The organism is Paraburkholderia sp. J67 (genome assembly GCF_905220265.1).
GTDB lineage: Bacteria > Pseudomonadota > Gammaproteobacteria > Burkholderiales > Burkholderiaceae > Paraburkholderia.
The window spans coordinates 1-19,854 of record NZ_CAJMZK010000002.1 but is presented as its reverse complement, the minus strand read 5'-3'; the positions used below and the strand labels follow the sequence as shown (position 1 = coordinate 19,854).

At 63.9% G+C, this 19,854-nt stretch carries 18 protein-coding genes and 1 pseudogene; 10 read left to right on the top strand and 9 right to left on the bottom strand.

The window, feature by feature from the left end:
- Nucleotides 1–82 precede the first annotated feature (82 nt).
- On the bottom strand, nucleotides 83–880 hold the full coding sequence (dapB, locus tag U5782_RS04115) for a 4-hydroxy-tetrahydrodipicolinate reductase (protein WP_322042563.1): 798 nt from the start codon (nucleotides 878–880) through the stop codon (nucleotides 83–85).
- Nucleotides 881–1,122: 242 nt separating this feature from the next.
- Nucleotides 1,123–2,067 (bottom strand): outer membrane protein assembly factor BamE, encoded by a 945-nt coding sequence (bamE, locus tag U5782_RS04110; protein ID WP_322042562.1) that lies wholly within the window; start codon nucleotides 2,065–2,067, stop codon nucleotides 1,123–1,125.
- Nucleotides 2,068–2,203: 136 nt separating this feature from the next.
- Between bamE and fur the strand changes: the two genes are divergently transcribed.
- Nucleotides 2,204–2,632, top strand: a complete 429-nt coding sequence (gene fur, locus U5782_RS04105; protein ID WP_027820983.1) for a ferric iron uptake transcriptional regulator — start codon at nucleotides 2,204–2,206, stop codon at nucleotides 2,630–2,632.
- A 125-nt stretch (nucleotides 2,633–2,757) separates the two neighbouring features.
- Here fur and gap read toward each other — a convergent pair whose 3' ends face one another.
- A complete protein-coding gene (gene gap / locus U5782_RS04100) occupies nucleotides 2,758–3,768 on the bottom strand; it encodes a type I glyceraldehyde-3-phosphate dehydrogenase (protein ID WP_322042561.1) in 1,011 nt (336 codons plus the stop codon).
- 155 nt (nucleotides 3,769–3,923) lie between these two features.
- On the bottom strand, nucleotides 3,924–5,966 hold the full coding sequence (tkt, locus tag U5782_RS04095; protein ID WP_322042560.1) for a transketolase: 2,043 nt from the start codon (nucleotides 5,964–5,966) through the stop codon (nucleotides 3,924–3,926).
- Nucleotides 5,967–6,341: 375 nt separating this feature from the next.
- Between tkt and speE the strand changes: the two genes are divergently transcribed.
- From speE to U5782_RS04080, 3 genes are all read left to right on the top strand, one after another.
- Entirely contained in the window at nucleotides 6,342–7,220 is an 879-nt protein-coding gene (speE, locus tag U5782_RS04090) for a polyamine aminopropyltransferase (protein WP_322042559.1), read from the top strand.
- A gap of 109 nt (nucleotides 7,221–7,329) precedes the next feature.
- Nucleotides 7,330–7,743 carry a VOC family protein gene (locus U5782_RS04085; protein WP_322042558.1) on the top strand — a complete coding sequence of 138 codons (414 nt, stop codon included), beginning with the start codon at nucleotides 7,330–7,332 and terminating at the stop codon, nucleotides 7,741–7,743.
- A gap of 19 nt (nucleotides 7,744–7,762) precedes the next feature.
- Entirely contained in the window at nucleotides 7,763–8,503 is a 741-nt protein-coding gene (locus tag U5782_RS04080; protein ID WP_322042557.1) for a 16S rRNA (uracil(1498)-N(3))-methyltransferase, read from the top strand.
- Between the two features lie 140 nt (nucleotides 8,504–8,643).
- Here U5782_RS04080 and U5782_RS04075 read toward each other — a convergent pair whose 3' ends face one another.
- The 3 genes and pseudogenes from U5782_RS04075 to U5782_RS04065 all read right to left on the bottom strand — a co-directional run bounded on the left by U5782_RS04075 (nucleotide 8,644) and on the right by U5782_RS04065 (nucleotide 12,372).
- On the bottom strand, nucleotides 8,644–9,201 hold the full coding sequence (locus U5782_RS04075; protein WP_322042556.1) for a barstar family protein: 558 nt from the start codon (nucleotides 9,199–9,201) through the stop codon (nucleotides 8,644–8,646).
- A 16-nt stretch (nucleotides 9,202–9,217) separates the two neighbouring features.
- Nucleotides 9,218–9,487, bottom strand: a pseudogene (locus U5782_RS04070) (ribonuclease); the annotation flags it as partial.
- Between the two features lie 581 nt (nucleotides 9,488–10,068).
- The gene (locus U5782_RS04065; RefSeq protein ID WP_322042555.1) at nucleotides 10,069–12,372 is read right to left on the bottom strand and encodes an NADP-dependent malic enzyme; all 2,304 of its coding nucleotides are present in this window, start codon (nucleotides 12,370–12,372) and stop codon (nucleotides 10,069–10,071) included.
- Nucleotides 12,373–12,568: 196 nt separating this feature from the next.
- On the opposite strand from U5782_RS04065, the gene thiL reads away from it, so the two are divergent.
- The 6 genes from thiL (at nucleotide 12,569) to U5782_RS04035 (ending at nucleotide 17,242) form a co-directional block, all read left to right on the top strand.
- Nucleotides 12,569–13,558 carry a thiamine-phosphate kinase gene (gene thiL, locus U5782_RS04060; protein ID WP_322042554.1) on the top strand — a complete coding sequence of 330 codons (990 nt, stop codon included), beginning with the start codon at nucleotides 12,569–12,571 and terminating at the stop codon, nucleotides 13,556–13,558.
- Nucleotides 13,548–14,105, top strand: coding sequence for a phosphatidylglycerophosphatase A (locus U5782_RS04055; protein ID WP_322042553.1), 558 nt, complete (start codon nucleotides 13,548–13,550; stop codon nucleotides 14,103–14,105). The genes thiL and U5782_RS04055 overlap by 11 nt, the downstream gene beginning before the upstream one ends.
- Before the next feature lie 52 nt (nucleotides 14,106–14,157).
- A complete protein-coding gene (locus U5782_RS04050) occupies nucleotides 14,158–14,658 on the top strand; it encodes a CinA family protein (RefSeq protein WP_322042552.1) in 501 nt (166 codons plus the stop codon).
- 35 nt (nucleotides 14,659–14,693) lie between these two features.
- Nucleotides 14,694–15,215, top strand: a complete 522-nt coding sequence (locus U5782_RS04045; RefSeq protein WP_322042551.1) for a cupin domain-containing protein — start codon at nucleotides 14,694–14,696, stop codon at nucleotides 15,213–15,215.
- Nucleotides 15,216–15,451: 236 nt separating this feature from the next.
- Nucleotides 15,452–16,651: a hypothetical protein gene (locus U5782_RS04040; RefSeq protein WP_322042550.1), complete on the top strand. Its 1,200-nt coding sequence runs from the start codon at nucleotides 15,452–15,454 to the stop codon at nucleotides 16,649–16,651.
- 255 nt (nucleotides 16,652–16,906) lie between these two features.
- Nucleotides 16,907–17,242: a hypothetical protein gene (locus U5782_RS04035; RefSeq protein ID WP_322042549.1), complete on the top strand. Its 336-nt coding sequence runs from the start codon at nucleotides 16,907–16,909 to the stop codon at nucleotides 17,240–17,242.
- 355 nt (nucleotides 17,243–17,597) lie between these two features.
- Here U5782_RS04035 and U5782_RS04030 read toward each other — a convergent pair whose 3' ends face one another.
- Nucleotides 17,598–18,524, bottom strand: a complete 927-nt coding sequence (locus tag U5782_RS04030) for an OmpA family protein (protein ID WP_322042548.1) — start codon at nucleotides 18,522–18,524, stop codon at nucleotides 17,598–17,600.
- A gap of 52 nt (nucleotides 18,525–18,576) precedes the next feature.
- Nucleotides 18,577–19,854, bottom strand: a 1,278-nt coding sequence (locus U5782_RS04025; RefSeq protein ID WP_322042547.1) for a YadA family autotransporter adhesin, incomplete at its 5' end; no start/stop codon positions are given.

Below are 19,854 nucleotides of genomic sequence, written 5' to 3'. Positions count from 1 at the left end.
CTGACCTCGCGTGTTGACGTCGCGGCGCGCACCGCGTGAATGACCCAGCGTGGCGAGTTGGCCATGCCGGGCCCGGGCGTGCTCAGCTCAGGCCGAGCACGTCCTGCATATCGTACAGGCCGCTTGCCTTGTCCTGCAGGAACAGCGCCGCACGCACGCTGCCTTGTGCGTACGACAGGCGGCTCGACGACTTGTGCGTGATCTCGATACGCTCGCCGATGCCGGCGAACAGCACCGTATGGTCGCCAACGATATCGCCGCCACGGATCGCCGAAAAACCGATCGTCGACGGATCGCGCTCGCCGGTCACGCCTTCGCGGCCGTACACGGCGCATTCGTCGAGATTGCGTCCGAGCGCGCCCGCCACCGCCTCGCCCATCGCCAGCGCCGTGCCCGACGGGGCGTCGACCTTGTGGCGGTGGTGCGCCTCGATGATCTCGATGTCGTAGCCCTTGTCGAAGAACTGCGCTGCGTATTGCAGCAGCTTGAGCGTGACGTTCACGCCCACGCTCATGTTGGCCGCAAACACGACGCCCACCTTTTGTGCGGCGGCGCCAAGCTGCGCCTTCTGCTGCGCGTCGAAGCCCGTGGTGCCGATCACCATCTTCACGCCGTGGCGCTGCGCGGCTTCGAGGTGCACGAGCGTGCCTTCGGGGCGCGTGAAGTCGATCAGGCAGTCGCTCTGCGCGAAGACCTGCTCGATGTCGTCGGTGATGCGCACGCCGGTGTCCTTGCCGAGAAACGCGCCCGCATCCTGGCCAATGGCGGCCGAGCCCTTGCGCACGAGGGCGCCCGAGAGCGTGACGTCAGGCGAATTGAGGACGGTTTCGATGAGCATGCGGCCCATGCGGCCCGACGCTCCGGCGATTGCGATTTTCATGACAGTTCCTGCGAAGGTGAGACCGGCGGCGCTATCCGCGCGTCACGTCCGTCAGACGGGCGTTTTCGAGATAGATGCTGCCAAGGATAGACACTATTGGAGACTACAAACGAACGCGGCGGCCCGAAGCCGCCGAGAGAAGGCCTGGCGCTGCTCGCCAGGCCCGGCAGGATTGATCCGCGCCGACCAGAACAAAGCCCGCACTGGCGCTTCATTACAGGTCGGATGCGATCGTTAGCCTGTCAGTTGCTCGTTGCCGCGGCGCCCGAAGCGGCCGACGAGCTGGCCGGCACCTGAGGCGGCGCGGTGAGCGGCGAATTGCGCGACGGCGGCAGCGCGTTGGCGCTGGAGTCGCCGGTGCCTTGCGCGCCCGCGGTCGGACCGACCGGATTCGGCTGCGGCACGCCCTGGATCTGCGGCGGAGGCGAACGGTGCAGCTGCACCTGCGCGGGCATCGTGCCCACGTTCGGCGGCAGCGCCGACGAGGTGGGCGTGCCGGCACGCACCGAAGGCGTCAGGCCCGAGGGCGTCTGAACGGCTTCCGTGGCGCGGTTGGCAGCAGCCGCCGCCTGCGCGTTCGGGTCTTGCGGCAGTTGCGCGGTGGCAGCGCCGAGCTCCGACGACGGCGTACGGGCCGTATCCGGAACGGTCGGGCCGCCCGGATTGACGACGCTCGCCTGGGCGGCCGAAGCCGCCGAAGCGCCCGAAGCCGCTGCGGCCGCAACTGCCGCCTTGTACTTCTTGCCCTGCTTGTCGCCGTCGATTTCGGCGAGCAGCTCGAGGTTGGACGGCAGATCTTCGCCGCCCGACCAGCTGGACACGCGGTCGCCGTCGAACATCACGACGAAGTCGCGCTGTTGGACCACCGCGGTCGAGCCGCGCTTGAAGTAGAAGACGTAGTCCCAACGGTTCGCGTGGAACATGTCCGTGAGGAGCGGCGTGCCGAGCAGTTGCTTGACCTCGGCGCGCGACATGCCCACGTGCATCTGCGCTGCGGCTTCCGCCGAAACGAAGTTGCCCTGAACAATCGTGATCCGATAAGGCGTAATGCTCTGCGCGACGCGCTGCGTCAGGCTGTCGTAAGTGGAACAACCGGCGAGCGCCGCGAACGTGGCCGCAGCCAACAGGGTGCACGCCAGGCGGCCGCCTTGCTTGCGCCGGCCGATCATAGTGAATTCTGGAATCATTTCCCTCACCGTGCGGGCTTTTCGCTAAGCCGCGCGTGTTCTGTAGAAGTTCGTTCGAAGTTCTGCCGAAGATGCCCGGAACGGCAAAAACGCATTAACATAAGAACCCAGCATTGTACTCCAGGGACTTATCGTCATGACCAATCCAACCGATCTCAAGAACATCGGCCTGAAGGCGACTCTGCCGCGCCTCAAGATCCTGGAGATTTTTCAGCACAGCCCGGTGCGTCACCTCACCGCCGAAGACGTGTATCGCAACCTGCTGAACGAGGAGCTGGACATCGGCCTCGCCACGGTTTACCGGGTACTCACGCAGTTCGAGCAGGCTGGCCTGCTCACCCGTAGCAACTTCGAGTCGGGCAAGGCAGTCTTCGAACTCAACGAAGGCAGCCACCACGATCACCTCGTGTGCCTCGATTGCGGTCTGGTCGAGGAATTCTTCGACCCCGAAATCGAAAAGCGCCAGCAGATGATCGCCAACGAGCGCGGTTTCAAGCTTCAGGAACACGCGCTTGCGCTGTACGGCGCCTGCACGAAGGACAACTGTCCGCATCGCAAGCACTAGTCTGCACGCGGCACGCCCGAACGACCCCGTGTCGGAAGGCGATGAAAGAAAAATCCCCACAAGAAAAAACCGCCCCTCGGGGCGGTTTTTTCGTACTTCGAGCTAATGCAGCTTAACTCGACAGCTTACTTCGCGTTCGCGAAGGCAACCGCCGTGTCCAGCATGCGGTTCGAGAAGCCCCACTCGTTGTCGTACCAGCTCGACACCTTGACCAGACGGCCCGAGACCTTGGTCAGCGTAGCGTCGAACGTCGACGATGCCGGATTGTGGTTGAAGTCGATCGAAACCAGCGGTGCTTCGTTGTAGCCCAGGATGCCCTTGAGCGCGCCTTCCGAAGCTTCCTTCATGATCGCGTTGACTTCTTCAACCGTCGTGTCGCGCTTGGCGATGAACGACAGGTCGACGATCGACACGTTGATGGTCGGGACGCGGATTGCGTAGCCGTCCAGCTTGCCGTTCAGTTCCGGCAGCACGAGGCCCACAGCCGATGCAGCACCCGTCTTCGTCGGGATCTGGCTGTGCGTGGCCGAGCGCGCGCGGCGCAGGTCTTCGTGGTACACGTCCGTCAGAACCTGGTCGTTCGTGTAAGCGTGGATCGTCGTCATCAGACCCGTTTCGAGGCCGATCTTGTCGTTCAGCGGCTTGACGAGCGGTGCCAGGCAGTTGGTCGTGCACGATGCGTTCGAGATGACCGTGTCCGTAGCCTTCAGCACGTTGTGGTTCACGCCGTAGACGATGGTCGCGTCGACGTCCTTACCACCCGGCGCCGAGATGATGACCTTCTTCGCGCCACCCTTCAGGTGGGCGCTGGCCTTTTCCTTGGTCGTGAAGAAGCCCGTGCACTCGAACACGATGTCCACGCCCAGCTCGCCCCACGGCAGTTCTGCCGGGTTGCGGTTGGCCAGCACGCGGATACGGTCGCCGTTGACAACGAGGTAGTCGCCGTCCACCGACACTTCGCCGGGGAACTTGCCGTGCGCCGTGTCGTACTGCGTCAGGTGCGCGTTGGTCTTCGCGTCACCGAGGTCGTTGATCGCAACGATCTCGATGTCGTGCTTCTTGCCGTTCTCGTAGAGCGCGCGAAGCGTGTTACGGCCGATGCGGCCGTAGCCGTTGATTGCGACGCGAATCGTCATGGTTTATCTCCTGATGGTAAAAAATTCTGATACGGCGCCGTGCCTCGCCGCCTTCCGGCAGATCGCGGCCGCTCGTGGCGGCGCGCAGACGTGCGGGATGCTGGACGTACACGGCAAACGGGCCCGCCAGAAGGCGAGCCCGTGTGAAGCAATGCTTAGTTGTCGAGCGCGGCCTTGGCCGTCGCGACGACGTTTTCGACCGTGAAGCCGAAGTGCTTGAACAGCACGCCCGCCGGAGCCGATTCGCCGAACGTGTCGATGCCGACCACGCCGCCGTCGAGACCGACGTACTTGTGCCAGAAGTCGGACTGCGCCGCTTCGATCGCCACGCGGCGAACGCCCTTGGGCAGCACGCGCTCCTTGTACTCGGCGTCCTGGCGGTCGAACGCGTTGGTCGACGGCATGGACACCACGCGGGCGCCAATGCCTTCGCGTTGCAGCGCTTCGACGGCCTTCACGGCCAGTTCGACTTCCGAACCCGTCGCGATCAGGATGATCTTGCGGCTCGGGATATCGTCGTTCCAGTCCTTGAGGACGTAGCCGCCCTTGGCGATGTTGGCGATCTGCGCGTCCGTGCGCTCGTTGAACGCCAGGTTCTGACGGCTGAAAATCAGCGACGACGGGCCGTGATGCGTGATCGACTCCGTCCAGGCCACCGCGGTTTCAACCGTGTCGGCCGGACGCCACACCGTCATGTTCGGGATCAGGCGCAGGCTCGGCACCTGTTCGATCGACTGGTGGGTCGGGCCGTCTTCGCCCAGACCGATCGAGTCGTGCGTGAACACGAAGATCGACGGGCACTTCATCAGCGCGGCGACGCGCAGGGCGTTGCGGCTGTAATCCGAGAACGTCAGGAAGGTGCCGCCGAACGCCTTGTAGCCGCCGTGCAGCGTGAGGCCGTTGAGCGCGGCGCTCATGCCGAATTCACGCACGCCGTAGTTGATGTGGTTGCCCCACTCGATGCCAGCCTCGCCTGCCTTGGCGGCGCGCACGGGCTTCGAGGCCTTCCAGTTGGTCAGGTTCGAGCCGGTCAGGTCGGCCGAGCCGCCCAGCAGTTCCGGCAGCGCGGCGGCGAGGCCTTCGATGGCCTGCTGCGACGCCTTGCGCGTGGCGACGGTTTCCTTGCGGGCATCCGCGCCGGCGATGATTTCAGCCGCCTTCTGCGCCCAGTCGGCGGGCAGCTGGCCAGCCATACGGCGCGTGAATTCATCGGCTTGTTGCGGGTACTTCGATTTGTAGGCGGCGAACGCTTCGTTCCATTCGCCTTCGAGCTTCGCGCCCGTGGCCTTCGAATCCCAGTCTGCGTAGACTTCCTGCGGCACGACGAAGGGCTCCCACTTCCAGCCCGATGCCTCGCGCCACTTGGCGATTTCTTCCGCACCCAGCGGCGCGCCGTGCACGTCGTGGCCGCCTGCCTTGGTCGGCGCACCGTGACCGATCTGCGTCTTGCAGCAGATCAGCGTGGGCTTGTCCGATGCCTTGGCCTTGGCGATGGCTGCGTCGACTGCGTCGACGTCATGGCCGTTCACGCCCGGGATCACGTTCCAGCCGTAGGCTTCGAAGCGCTTCGGGGTGTCGTCGTGGAACCAGTTCACGACGTCGCCGTCGATCGAGATGCCGTTGTCGTCGTACAGCGCGATCAGCTTGTTCAGCTTGAGCGTGCCGGCGAGCGAGCAGGCTTCGTGCGAGATGCCTTCCATCAGGCAGCCGTCGCCGACGAACACATAGGTGTGGTGGTCGACGATCTTCGCGTCGGCCTTGTTGAACTCGGCGGCGAGCAGCGCTTCAGCCAGCGCCATACCGACGGCGTTCGCCAGACCCTGGCCGAGCGGGCCGGTGGTGGTCTCGACGCCCGGCGTGATGCCGTATTCCGGGTGGCCCGGCGTCTTCGAGTGCATCTGGCGGAAGTTCTTCAGCTCGCCGATCGGCAGGTCGTAGCCGGTCAGATGCAGCAACGAGTACAGCAGCATCGAGCCGTGGCCGTTCGACAGCACGAAGCGGTCGCGGTCGTTCCAGTGCGGGTTCGTCGGGTTGTGGCGCAGATGGCGCGCCCACAGTGCAACGGCGATCTCGGCCATGCCCATAGGCATGCCGGGGTGGCCGGAGTTCGCTTGCTGAACGGCGTCGATGGACAGCGCGCGGATTGCGTTGGCCATCAACGTGGTGGTCGCGGGGGAGGCGGAGGACGAGGTCGTCATGTCGAGTCCGGAGGAACGAGTGCAAAAAGCGGCGTGGGCGCCCGTTCAAGGACAGGCGCGCACCGCAGCGAACGGTTCCGGAAGCTCCGCGAACGCCCGGTCCGGCGCGCGATGCGGCGCCAGGAAGACGCGAAACGGCCAGAGCAAACGGACAGGGCTGCAAAGGGCGATATTCTAGCAGATGATGGGGCTTTTCCCTGGCTCGCGGGCCTGGCCCGCGTGGGAAAAGGCCGATGGCGGGCAAGCGCCCGCGGCGCGCGGGGAGCCATCCGTATAATGCGGTTATTGCCCTGATTTCTGCGTGAATCGCCCCTGGCCGCGCCTGCGAGCGCCGTGCCCGGCGCGCCGCCCGCCACAGCCACGCCCGAAACCATCGTGTCCGCCCCGCTTCTCTTCCAACCTTGCGCCGACGCCGTCTACGGCTTTCCGGGCGCGCGCCTGCTCGCCAGCGCCAATTCGGCGTGGCAACACATCGAGATCTGGGATACGCCGCAGCTCGGCTGTCTGTTCGCGCTGGACGGCCGTCCGATGACCTCGGCGGGCGACGAATTCATCTATCACGAGTGCATGACGCACGTGGCCGCGCTCACCCACCCCGCGCCGCGCGCGGCGCTCGTGCTGGGCGGCGGCGATGGCGGCGCGGCGCGCCAGTTGCTGCGTCATCCCGGCATCGAGCGCATCGTCGTGGCCGAACTCGACGCCGACGTCGTGCGCCTGACGGGCGACTACCTGCCGGAAGTGCGCGGCGGCGCGTTCGACGATCCGCGCGTGGAGCTGGTGATCGGCGACGCGGCGGATTTCGTCGCACGCGCGCAGACGGGCCAGGAGAAAGCGCCGTTCGATCTGGTCGTGTTCGATCTGACCCCGCCTGACTCTCCTGCTGCCGGACTGTACACACCGCAGTTCTACGCCGCGCTCAAGCGCGTCATGAGCGCCGATGCCCTCGTCTCGCTGCACCTCGGTTCGCCGCTGCATCACCCGGCGCGTGTCGGCACGCTGCTCGACGGCTTGCGCGCCGCGTTTGCCGTCGTGCGTCCGATGGGTGCGTGGGTGCCGCTCTACGGCTCGTTCTGGCTGATGGCCGTGGCGAGCGACCGGCTCGACCCCGCCGCGCAGGCCGAAGCCGTGCTGACCGCTCGCGCGCGCGAACGCCGGCTCGAAGGCCTGCGCTTTTACGACACGCGTCTGCATGCGACACTTCTCGCTGCGCCGCGAATGTTCCGCGATAAATTAGGTGAATTCCTACAGCTTTAGGATGCGCAACATTGCAGAATCCACGGGTTCGTTACATTTTTTTGCGTGCCTGGCGACCCGGATCTGCTGAGTCCCCCATCCTTCCCGTAACCCGACTCTGGAGAGCCCGATGACTCCACCCCGCCCCGCAGGCGTGCCGTGGCTGACGCCGTATCTCACGGTGCGCGATGCGCGCGCCGCGATCGCTTTTTTCGAGGCGGCCTTCGGCTTTGCGGTGCGCGACAGTCTGGAGGACGACGGTGCGGTGATGCACGTGGAGATGACCTATCACGATCAGTTGATCGTGATGTTCGCGCCGGAGGGCGCTTTCGGTTCGACGGCCCGCACGCCGAAGAGCGCGGACGCGATCGCCCCCCAGTCCTTTTATCTTTACGTCGACGATGTCGACGCGGTATATGCGCGGGCGCTGGCCGCCGGCGCGAAATCGTTGAGCGAGCCGCAGGACCAGTTCTGGGGTGACCGTTTCGCTCAGGTCGAAGACCTCGACGGTTACCGCTGGGCGCTTGCACGCCATCTGTCATGAAGCAATGAGAACCTGTCTTATGCCCCGTTTTTTCGTCGGCAACTCCCTGCAGTCCGGCGACGTCTTCACCCTCCCCGACGAAGTCACGCGACACGTCCAGGTGCTGCGCCTGCAGCCCGGCGACACCGTTGTGCTGTTCAACGGCATGGGTGGTGAATTCAGCGCCGAAATCATCTCGATGGAGCGCCGCGACACCCAGGTGCGCGTCGGCCCCTTCCGCGACATCGAAACCGAACCGCCTTACCGGCTCACGCTCGCACAGGGCATCGCCGGCAGCGACAAGATGGACTGGCTGATCGAAAAGGCCGTCGAACTGGGCGCGACGAGTTTCGTCCCGCTCACCACCTCGCGCAGCGTGGTGCGGCTTTCAGGCGATCGCGCGGTGCGCCGCCAGGCGCATTGGCAACGTATCGTCCAGGCCTCATGCGAGCAGTGCGGGCGCAACCGCATGCCCGAAGTCGCGTCTACACGCGAAATCGGCACCTGGCTTGGCTCGCTGCCCAAGATCCCCGGCGACGGCGAGTTGCGCGTGCTGCTGTCGCCGCGCGCAAACGTGTCGTTCTCGACTTTGCCGCAGACCCCGCCGCTTGGCGAAATTACGGTGCTGGTCGGCCCTGAAGGCGGCTTTTCGTCGCCTGAGGAAGCGGCCGCGCTCGACCACGGTTTCATTGCTGTGGGGCTCGGGCCGCGCGTGCTGCGCACCGAAACGGCTGGCATCGCGGTGCTGGCCGCGCTGGCCGCGCGCTGGGGCGGCTGGTAATCCACCGGACCATACCGTGAAGGCTGTCGACGGGTAAAAATGACAAGGCCCGCCGGTCGTGACAACCGGCGGGCCTGCGTATTTCTGTCGCACGAATGCGACGCTATCGGACTTGCTCTGACTACCGCGCGCCGAACCGCTCAGGCGAACGAATAAAAGACCCGGAACGGCACCTTGCGCTCGGCCCAGTACTCCGAAGCTTCGCGGAACACATCGAGCAGCGTCTCACGGCCGTCCTTGTCGAACTTCTGTGCGATCGGCAGACCTTCGAGCACAACCACGAAGCCGGGTTGCTCGCCGGCCTTCTGCACCAGATCGGTCAGGCAGTCGTACAAACCATCGTAGTTCTTGCCGAAATGCTTCGGAAACAGAAACGATGTCGCGATGGTTTCGAGCACCTCCTGCTTGGTCTGCGCATTCGCGCACCAGGCATAGAGAAAGTGCTCCTCCAGCCGCTGCGCCTCGTCGGCGAGATCCTGGACGCGGAACGCGCGGATCGACTGGACGATATTCGGCCTGACGGTCGAAAAAAGGCTCATGGCCTCCTCGTTCGATGAATGCGCCTCGTCCGCGCGCGCAGCTTCGCGCTGCTGATCATCATGCTTCATCTGCATGACGCGCTGGAACAGGTTGCCCTCGCCGGACGCGAACAGATCGCTCGCGACCTGGGGGTCGTGCGCGTAAGTGTTATCGCTCATGCCGCTCTTCCCGGTGTCATTCAACAATTCGCCTGAAACTGGCGTAGTGGTCGTCGGTGTAATAGCAATTATCGGTACGCCTGAGCGGTCCGCCGCAGACGATGCGCCGGGCGCCCCGATTGCGCGCCGCGGGCGTCGGCACCGTGTACTCGTGATAGTAGCCACGCCGATGTTTGGGCAACTGCCGCTCATAATTGCCGAACACGACGCCATCTTTCTCAAACGGGTAAGGTCCGCCTTCGCCGATCAGACCGAGCGTATCAACCGCTTCGCGCGGCAATTCGCCCACGTTCACGGTTCCCAGCGACGCTGCGTCATCGTCTGGCGCATGCGTGCGCGCCACGCCGAATGGCGAAACCGCGAGTGCCGCCGCGAGAAAAACGCCCGATGCGAAGTAACGTAGACGCTGCCGGATACGTTTGGACCGCTGGCGAGAAAGACTGCCGGAACAAGACCTTACGAGTGGTGTACAGCAGGATGCATACCCCGCCCGCGCGGCCGGCTCGCCCGTCGCTTCCGTGATCGTTTCGTCAGGCAGTCCTATCTGTACCATCTACGGATTCCCGGTTACCGGATCACGCGTTCGACGACCATGAAAGGTGTAAGGGTATCGCTAATAGTCCCCGGAAGCAATCTTGGCCAGGCAGGGGCAAAGGGGGATTGATCGCGAACAAGCCGCAATCCGGTAATTTTTACAACGACAGAAACGGCTGAAAAGCGCGCCTCGAAGACACCCGCCGACCACGTTCAGGCTAGCCATTGGCGGGTTGGGAGAGAGACCGGCGGCTGAGCAAACGATGCCGCCGGTACGAGCGTTGAATCATCCTGAAAGACGTCCTTCAGACGCCGCGCAGCGCCTTGACGTACTTAACGCGTTGCGTTCACATCCGCGACCAGCAGCGCCGTCATGTTGACGATACGGCGCACCGTCGCCGATGCCGTCAGCACATGCACCGGCTTGGCCGCGCCGAGCAGGATCGGCCCGATGGCGATGTTGTTGCCCGCCGCGGTCTTCAGCAGGTTGTACGAAATATTCGCGGCGTCGATATTCGGCATCACGAGCAGGTTCGCTTCGCCTTCCAGCGTCGATTCCGGCAGGATCTCGCGGCGCAGATTCGGATCGAGCGCAACGTCGCCGTGCATTTCGCCATCGACCTGCAGGTCCGGTGCGCGCTCCTGGAGAATCTCCAGCAGATCGCGCATCTTCTGCGCCGACGGCGCATTGCTCGAACCGAAGTTCGAATGCGAGCACAGCGCGATCTTCGGCTCGATGCCGAAGCGGCGCACTTCCTCGGCGGCCATGATCGTGATTTCGGCGAGTTGCTCGGGCGTCGGATCGACGTTCACGTGCGTATCGACGATGAAAATCTGACGGTTCGGCAGTACCAGCGCGTTCATCGCCGCGTAGACGTTGCGCCCTTCCTTCTTGCCGATCACCTGGTCGATGAAGTGCAGATGGCGATGCGTCGTGCTGACCGTGCCGCAGATCATGCCATCGGCCTCGCCGCGCTCCACCAGCATCGCGCCGATCAGCGTGGTGCGGCGGCGCATTTCGAGCTTCGCCATTTGCGCCGTGATGCCCTTGCGCGCCATCAGCTTCGCGTAGCTCTTCCAGAAGTCGCGATAGCGCTCATCGTGGTCGGTGTTGACGACCGAGTAATCCTGGCCCGCGACCAGACGCAGGCCGTAGCGCGCCATGCGCTCCTCGATCACGGCCGGGCGGCCGATCAGGATCGGCTTGGCCAGCTTCTCGTCGACGACGATCTGCACCGCGCGCAGGATGCGCTCTTCCTCACCCTCGGCGAACACGATGCGCTTCTTCTCCGGCTCCACGGCGCGCGCGAGCTGGAAGATCGGCTTCATGGTCGTGCCGCTGTGGTAGACGAACTGCTGGAGATGCTGCTCGTAGGCGTCCATGTCTTCGATCGGACGCGTAGCGACGCCCGCATCCATCGCCGCCTTGGCGACGGCCGGCGCGATCTTGACGATCAGGCGCGGGTCGAAGGGCTTCGGAATCAGGTATTCCGGGCCGAATTGCAGATCCTGGATGCCGTAGGCCGTGGCCACGACATCGCTCTGCTCCTGACGCGCCAGCTCCGCGATCGCGTTCACAGCAGCGATTTCCATTTCGCGCGTGATCGTGGTGGCGCCCACGTCGAGCGCGCCGCGGAAGATGAACGGGAAGCACAGGACGTTGTTGACCTGGTTCGGATAGTCCGTGCGGCCGGTGGCCAGCACCGCGTCCGGACGCACTTCCAGCGCGAGTTCCGGCAGGATTTCCGGCGTCGGGTTGGCGAGCGCGAGGATCAGCGGCTTCGGCGCCATCTGCTTGACCATGTCCTGCTTGAGCACGCCGCCCGCGGAAAGGCCCAGGAAAATGTCGGCGCCTTCGATCACTTCGGCGAGCGTGCGCGCGTCGGTTTCGCGGGCGAAACGCTCCTTGTCCGGGTCCATCAACTCGGTGCGGCCCTTGTAGACTACGCCCGCGAGGTCCGTCACATAGATGTTTTCGAGCGGCAGGCCCAGATCCACCAGCAGGTCCAGACACGCCAGCGCCGCCGCACCCGCGCCCGACGCCACCAGCTTCACTTCCTTGATGTCCTTGCCGACGACCTTCAGGCCGTTGGAAAATGCCGCCGCCACGACGATGGCCGTGCCGTGCTGGTCGTCGTGGAAGACCGGAATCTTCATGCGCTTGCGCGCTTCACGTTCGACGATGAAGCACTCGGGCGCCTTGATGTCTTCCAGGTTGATGCCGCCGAAGGTGGGTTCGAGCGCCGCGATCACGTCCACGAGCTTGTGCGGGTCCGTCTCGTTCAGCTCGATATCGAACACGTCGATGCCGGCGAACTTCTTGAACAGCACCGCCTTGCCTTCCATGACCGGCTTCGAGGCGAGCGGGCCGATGTTGCCGAGGCCCAGCACCGCCGTGCCGTTCGAGACGACACCGACGAGATTGCTGCGCGCCGTGAAGCGCGCGGCGTTCAGCGGATTCTCGACGATCGCCTCGCAGGCGAACGCAACGCCCGGCGAGTACGCGAGCGACAGGTCGCGCTGGTTGATCATCTGCTTGGTCGGCGCGATCGCGATCTTCCCGGGCGTGGGGAACTCGTGATAGTCGAGGGCGGCTTCGCGCAGCTTGTTCGTAGCGGAATTCGAGGAATTCGACATGGGAGGCAGGTCGTGAGTGCGGATTAGAATGACAAGTTCGAACGCCTTGGCGCCCGCGGGTTTGCCGATTGTAGCGCCATTCCCCAGCCGTATTCCTTTCAGTTCGGGTGCAAGTGCCGCGACCGGATTGCGGGGAACATCGCGCCGGCACGACACGAACCGCAGCACCCGAATCCACCGTCACCGACCTTTCGTCATGCTTTCCGAGTTCTCCCTGATCGATCGATACTTCGCGCAACGCGCCCGAACGAACACGCGCCGCGCCGCGCTCGGCATCGGCGACGACTGCGCGCTGCTCGCGCCCGCCGCCGGCGAGGTGCTGGCCATCTCCACGGACATGCTGGTGGAAGGCCGCCACTTCTTCCCGGATATCGATCCTCACGCACTCGGTCACAAGGCGCTCGCCGTCAATCTGTCGGATCTTGCCGCGATGGGCGCCGCGCCACTGGGCTTCACGCTCGCGTTCGCTTTGCCCCGGCCGACGGAAGACTGGCTCGCGGCGTTCAGCGCAGGCATGTTCGAGCTGGCCGACCGCTTCGACTGCGAACTGATCGGCGGCGACACCACGGCAGGCCCGCTCAACCTCTGCCTGACCGTCTTCGGCTCGGTGCGGCAGGATGTCGCACTTCGACGCGATGCCGCCCAGCCCGGCGACGACATCTGGGTCTCCGGCACGCCCGGCGACGCACGCGCGGGCCTTGGCGTGCTGCGCGGCGAATGGCAGGTGAGCGAGGCGGACGCCACGCAGTTTCGCCGCGCGCTCGAATACCCCGAGCCGCGCGTGGCGCTCGGGCTGGCGCTGCGCGGCGTCGCGCGCGCGGCGCTCGACATTTCCGACGGCCTCGCCGGCGACCTGCGCCACATTCTGGAACGTTCGAACCTCGCCGCGGCGATCGACGTGGACGCCCTGCCGGTCTCACCCGCGCTCGCCCGCCTGCCTCGCGAAGTGCAACTGCAATGCGCGCTTGCAGGCGGCGACGACTACGAGCTGTGCTTCACGGCCGCACCGGCCCAGCGAGAAGCCGTTGAGGCGGCTGCGCAACAGGCGGGTGTGCGTGTCACACGCATCGGTAAAATAACTGCCCTGACATCGCCCGGCGCCGCACCCGCGATCGCCTGGCACGACGCCGCGGGCACGCCGCTCAACCTGACGTTGCAAGGTTTCGATCACTTCCATGCAGACTGATCCCACGCCCTCGCCCGCCGACGAACTCGCGACGGCCGGGCGGCCGGAATCCGAGCGGCGCGGCCCGCGCCGCGCCGACCCGTCCTTCATGCTCTCGCATCCGCTTCACTTCATCTCGCTCGGCTTTGGTTCGGGACTCTCGCGCCTCGCGCCCGGCACCGCCGGCACGCTCTTCGCGTGGGCGGCGTACGAAGTGCTCAACCGCTACCTGACGGTCACCGCCTGGGGGTTGCTGATCATCGGGGGCTTCTTTGCGGGCATCTGGATCACGGCCTTTACGGCGAAGAAGATGCGCATGGAAGATCCATCGGCCATCGTGTGGGACGAGATCGTCGCGTTCTGGCTCGTGCTGCTGATGATCACGCCGGTCGATTTCGTGGGCCGGCTCTGGGCCTTCGTGATCTTCCGCTTCTTCGACATGGTGAAGCCGCCGCCCATCCGCTATTTCGACCGGCGCTTCAAGGGCGGTCTGGGCATCATGCTCGACGATATGGTCGCCGCGTTTTTCACCCTGCTCGTCATCGCGCTCTGGCGCATGTCCGTTTAAGAGACGGTTCGCCCACTCACACTCAACACGCCCCGCCTCCGGAACCCGCGCCATGTCCACCGATTCCGTCGTCCATCAACTCGCCATCCGCGCGGGCAACAAGCTGCGCGACGCGCGCCTCACGCTCGCCACCGCCGAGTCCTGCACCGGCGGCATGGTCGCCACCGCCGTCACCGATATTTCCGGCAGCAGCGGCTGGTTCGAGCGCGGCTTCGTCACCTATTCGAACCAGGCGAAAACCGAGATGATCGGCGTGCCCGCCGAGATGATCGAGAAGCACGGCGCCGTGAGCGAACCGGTCGCGCGCGCGATGGCCGAAGGCGCGCTACGCAACAGCCGCGCGCAAGTTTCGCTCGCCATTACCGGCATCGCGGGTCCTGGCGGCGGCACGCCGGAAAAACCGGTCGGCATGGTGTCGTTCGGCTGGAGCAACCGGCTGCACACGAGCGTGGAAACGCTGGTGTTCAAGGGCGACCGCGAACAGATCCGCGTGCAGGCCGCCGCGCACGCGTTGCGCGGGCTGATCGCCTTGATCGACGAACAGGAACGCTAACGGCTAATACCAGGCTCACCACGAAGGCGCACGCCATGACAAGCGCGAATGCCGAAGTCGAAGCATTGATCCGCCGCTTCGGGCTCGAACCGCATCCCGAAGGCGGCTACTACCGCGAAACCTACCGGGCCGACCAGCTCGTGCGCCGCGACGGCGCCCCCGACACCGACGGCACACGCACCGCCTCGACCGCCATCTACTTTCTGCTCGCCGACGGCGCGTATTCCGCCTGGCACCGCATCCGCTCCGACGAGCTCTGGCACTTCTACGCGGGCTCGCCCATCGAGATCCACTCGATCGACGAGCGCGGCGTGCTCTCCACGTGCAAGCTCGGCCATGCGCTCGACCATCCCGACACTGTGTTTCAGGCGGTGGTGCCTGCGGGCCACTGGTTCGCGGCGCGCTGCTGCGATCCGTCCACGTATGCGCTAGTCGGCTGCACGGTCGCGCCGGGTTTCGAATTCAGTGAGTTCGAGATCGCGGATGCCGAAAAGCTGGCGGAGAAGTTTCCACTTCATCGCGCGATCATCGAGCGGTTGGGGAATCCGCGATCGTGAAGAAAGGTTGAGCAACGCCGAGCACCTCGAAAAGCCGCAGGCAACTGCTGCGGCTTTCGCCTGATGTTCGGTCTCTTGCTGATGGGGCATCGGATCTTCGCAGTTGCGTTGAATTTGCAGAATTAATATTCAATACTCCGAAAAGCTCTGCCTCAGACTAGCGATCGACAAATGACGATTGCAAAGGTCTTCACCTATCAGTCTGCTTGTTAAGGATTTTCTTCATCGAGACGACAATGCGCAATTTCGACGCGTCCTGCGATCAGGTTCATGCGCTGTGCAACAGCAAGGAGATCGCACAGGCATTGGAACTCACTCGTCAACTGGCGAGTCAGCCATCCACAGTCAGCGACTTCGTCAAGCTCGGTTACTGCCAGTCGCGCCTCGGCTTGTTCAACGAAGCCGAGTCCTCGCTGAACATCGCGTTGCGACACTTGCCAGGCACGCATCACTCCGCGTTTGTCGTGGGCAACGAGCTGGTGGCAGTGAAATACAGCCTCGGCAAAGTCGAGGAAGGCGTGGCGCTTGAGAAGCAGCTCTATGGCAGGCAGCACTTTCGGCTTCCCGCGCCCGACCCGGCCAATGTGCCCGAGGAAATCAATCTCAGGATCAGGGAAAAGCTACTGGAAGACGGTCAGTCCGTAGCGGGCAAGAGTGTGTTCGTGATGCCTATCGGGGGGATCGGCGACACGCTTCAGCAGTATCGCCATATCGAACATCTCATTGCAGAAGGCGCGAGTGCGGTTTTCATCAACCCGCGCGAAGCAACGCGCGAGCTGATTCTCAACAGCCGGCTTCCCGTCAACGTGGCTCACGCGACAATCGGCGATCTTGCCCGCCATGATTTCGTGGCGCTCGGCAACATACTGGCGCTGCGTTATCGGAATACCCCTTCACAAGGAGGCTATCTCAAGCCGATCAAGCCGCACTCCGGGGCGACCCAGTTGCCTGCGGTATCTGGAAAGCGAAAAATAGGCCTTGTGTGGCGCAGCACGAACGCAACTTGGCCCAATTGCCGCCTGGAACCGTTTCGATCAACGGAGCTGGGCACGCTCAAGCCACTCCTTGTCAACGACGACGTGCAGTTCTATTCCTTGCAGTTCGGCGGCTACACGCCGGCTGAGCAAGCAATACTCAGCCGTCATCGCATCCTCGATCTCTCACCTGTCATTCACAGCTGCGCCGATCTCGCTGCGATCATGGTGCAACTGGACAAGGTGATCTCCATCTGTTCGGCACCCGCTCACCTGGCGGGCGCGCTGGACGTTCCGGTATGGACCATGCTCTCGCGCATCGCGGATTGGCGATGGGGAACAACCGGCCAGACGGCTACATCCCTCTACCCTTCAATGCGCCTGATTCGTCAGACCGAACTCGATAATTGGGAACCCGTCATTGCCGAGATGGCTAGCCGGCTGGAACGCGGCGAACACTAATCCTGGCGCGCGCCCGGACCGACACTGCCGAATTCAGCGCCGACCTTTCGAAGAAATTCTATTTGGGCCGCCGTCGCGAATCATTACCCTCGATTGATGCCCGTGCAGTGACGCCATTCGACGACACGTCGAATGAAATCCCAAACACGGATTGGGTATGCGGTTAATACATCAACCCGTAGTGAAGGTCGGCCATGCAACATGGCCGGCGACATCGCGCGCCTCTCAAATTCAATCTATTTTTAGGCAGCAATCGTGAAAAAACCTCTTCTCGCCGTCTTGCTCGCAATCTGCGTATCGAGCGCGATGGCATGTGAGTCGTACGGCACTCAAGGAAAAATCAGCGACGACGGACAGGAAATTATCGAGCGGACACCGATCCCGCTCGTGGAACAAGCCCGCAGGTACGGTAGCTATGCTCAAGCTGAAGAATCTATCGAGAACAACCGGTTGGCCGTCATCAACTCAAGCCACATTTCCGCATCGGTCAAGCAACAGATCGACAGCGATCTGACCCGGAACCGGGAACAACTTAAGTGCTGGGCGCAGGCTTGCTCAAACAACGCGAGCAGTCCGGCCTGTCTGCTCTGAGATCGGACAAATCGTTCGCCAGCCGGTATTTGCCGCTGGCTGCATCGATTTTCCCGTCGTATCAGGAAATCGTAACGCGAGCCTGTAAAAGGCTCACTCGCCACCAGGCGTCGACGAATACGCCGAATGCACGCGGACATCGTCGATTGCCAGCGCTTTGATTGCGTGCGCTTTGCCAGCAAGCAGACCGTCACGCGCATACTCAACAGCGTGCCTGCGCAGAAGTACCCTAAGTGCTCGTTGACGAGGCAAAAAAACGGCGTGCCTGTAAGACACGCCGCCCAAACCTCGCCATGATGGCCGCTCGACTCGCGGCCTCTTGCACGCTCCCTTCAGCGCGTTCTAACTTACTGCACTATTTCGTGGTGATCTCCACGCGCCGGTTCGGCGCGAGGCACGCGACGACATCGGCGGTCGGCCGGCTACCCGGACAGGATTTGACCGGATTAGCGGCCCCCATGCCCTTCAGATCGACTCGACCAGCCACTACGCCACGCTGCTTGAGCCCCTGTGCAACCGCTTGCGCACGCCGCTTCGAGAGGTCGAAGTTGTGCGCGTCAGAACCAAAACGGTCCGTGTAGCCGGTGATTCCCAGCACCTGAACGTTTCGCTTCGATTCCGTGATCGCCTGCGCGAGCAGATCGAGCTGACGCACGCCTTGCGCAGTCACCACGGCACTGTCGAAGTTGAATACCGCATCGGCAGACAGCGCGAGAGGCGGTTCGCCCTTCTGCACAGGCGGCGGCGCGACCGGCGGCGGCACACAGCGCGCAAGCTCTGCGTTGACCTGTTGCGCAAGCTTCTGCGCATTCGCGATCGCATCCCAGCCGTGTACCCAGCGCGTGCCGACCGTTTCTTCCTGTTCCTTCCAGGCTTCGTCGGTCAGCGCCGCCAGACGCCCCGCGTCCTCGCCGCGACACGGTGAAACCGTAGCGCGTTGATTGACGGTTTCGATCTCCAGCAGCGCCGCACGCCAGTTATCGCGCGTCGGTACATACTTCGCATGGTAAATCGGCTGGAACGGCACGCTGCCGTCCACGAAATGCCGCGCGTTGTTATAGGCCTTCGTACCCGCATCGTTGAACACGTTCGAGGCAAGCGCCACGTGACTGTCCTGACGCACGGCGATGTCGAGCCAACCTTCGGCCAGACCCCGCTGGTACGGATCCGCGACGTGTTGCGCGGCCGTGCGCAGTGCCTGCACATCGCTCTGCGGAGCAGGCGTCGAACACGCACTCGCGAGCGCCGCAACGAGCGCGGCGCATAGCAATGTTTTTTTCATGTAGTTCTCCGTGCCCGCCGCGGTTGCCCGCGGCGGGCTTGAGTCACGTCGATCAGAAACCGATCGTCGCGCCAACCGATGCACCGGTGCTGCCACCGCTACCGGTCGAGCGGGCCACGTGAGCATTCAGCAGCACGCGATCCGACACGTACCAGTTCGCACCAAGTGCCAGAGCGCTTTGGCCGCCGTACGTACCGGCCGCGACGGCCATCTGGAAGTTGCCTTCCGCACGTGCGTTCGGGATCAGCGAAGAAGAAGCCATCGCCGTTGCGCCCAACGCGTTCATCTGGTTACGAACAACGCCGATCTGCTGGTTCGTGTAGGCGTTGGACTGCTGCGTAGCCTGCTGAACGGCGTTACCCGCTGCGTTGTTGACCGCCGAGTTCATCTGGTCGAGGTTGACCGCATCGGTGCCTTGCGTGCCCGCCGCGACATTGGTGATCTGACGTTCACTGCCCGCCGAACCCACCGACACCGTGTTGACACGATCCGCCACCGAGCCTGCGCCCAACGCCACCGAGTTGTCTGCCGAGGCCGTCGAGTTCGCACCGATTGCCACTGCACGATTGCCGGTCGAGTTGGAGTTCAGCCCCATCGCGGTCGAGCTTTCGCCGGTCGCATTCGAGTTCGCACCGAATGCCGAAGCGTTGTTGCCGCTCGCCACCGAGCTCGCGCCGATCGCCGTTGCCAGATTGCCGCTCGCGTTTGCGTTGGCGCCGCCCGCCGTAGCGTGCTGCCCCGTTGCGCTAGCTGCCTCGGTATTGCGGTCGCCTTGCGCCGTGAACATCGGGTCAACCGCGTTCTGGGCGATGTTGGTGACATCCGCGATTGCTGCGTTCATCTGCCCAACGTTCACCGCATCCGAGTCGGCCGTGCCGGCCGCAACGTTGTGGATCGCGACAGCCGTGGTCGAGCCCGAGCCGCCCAGCGTGATCGAGTCATGTGCCGACGAATCGTACGAGACTGCATTGGCCAGCTGGCCGTTGATGTTCGTGATGTCGCCTGCGATGTTCGTGAGCGCATCACCGGTGTTGTTGAACGTCTTACCGTTAACAACGTACGTCGGGTTCGAGATCGAACCGTCAGCATTCACCGTCGAACCGCCGCCCATCGCGTTTGCCGTCGAGTTGGCCAGGTTGTACAGCTGCGAGCCGTTCACCGCTTCCACGCTCGACGCGTTCACCGCACCGTTTGCGACACCCGTCAACGTACGCGCCGTGCCCGTGTTGTTCGTGAAGTCCACGATCGTACCGCCCGATCCTGCCGCCACCGTCACCGTGCTCGTCGGGGTGGCTTGCTGCACCAGACCGATCGTGCCGTTGTTGATGTT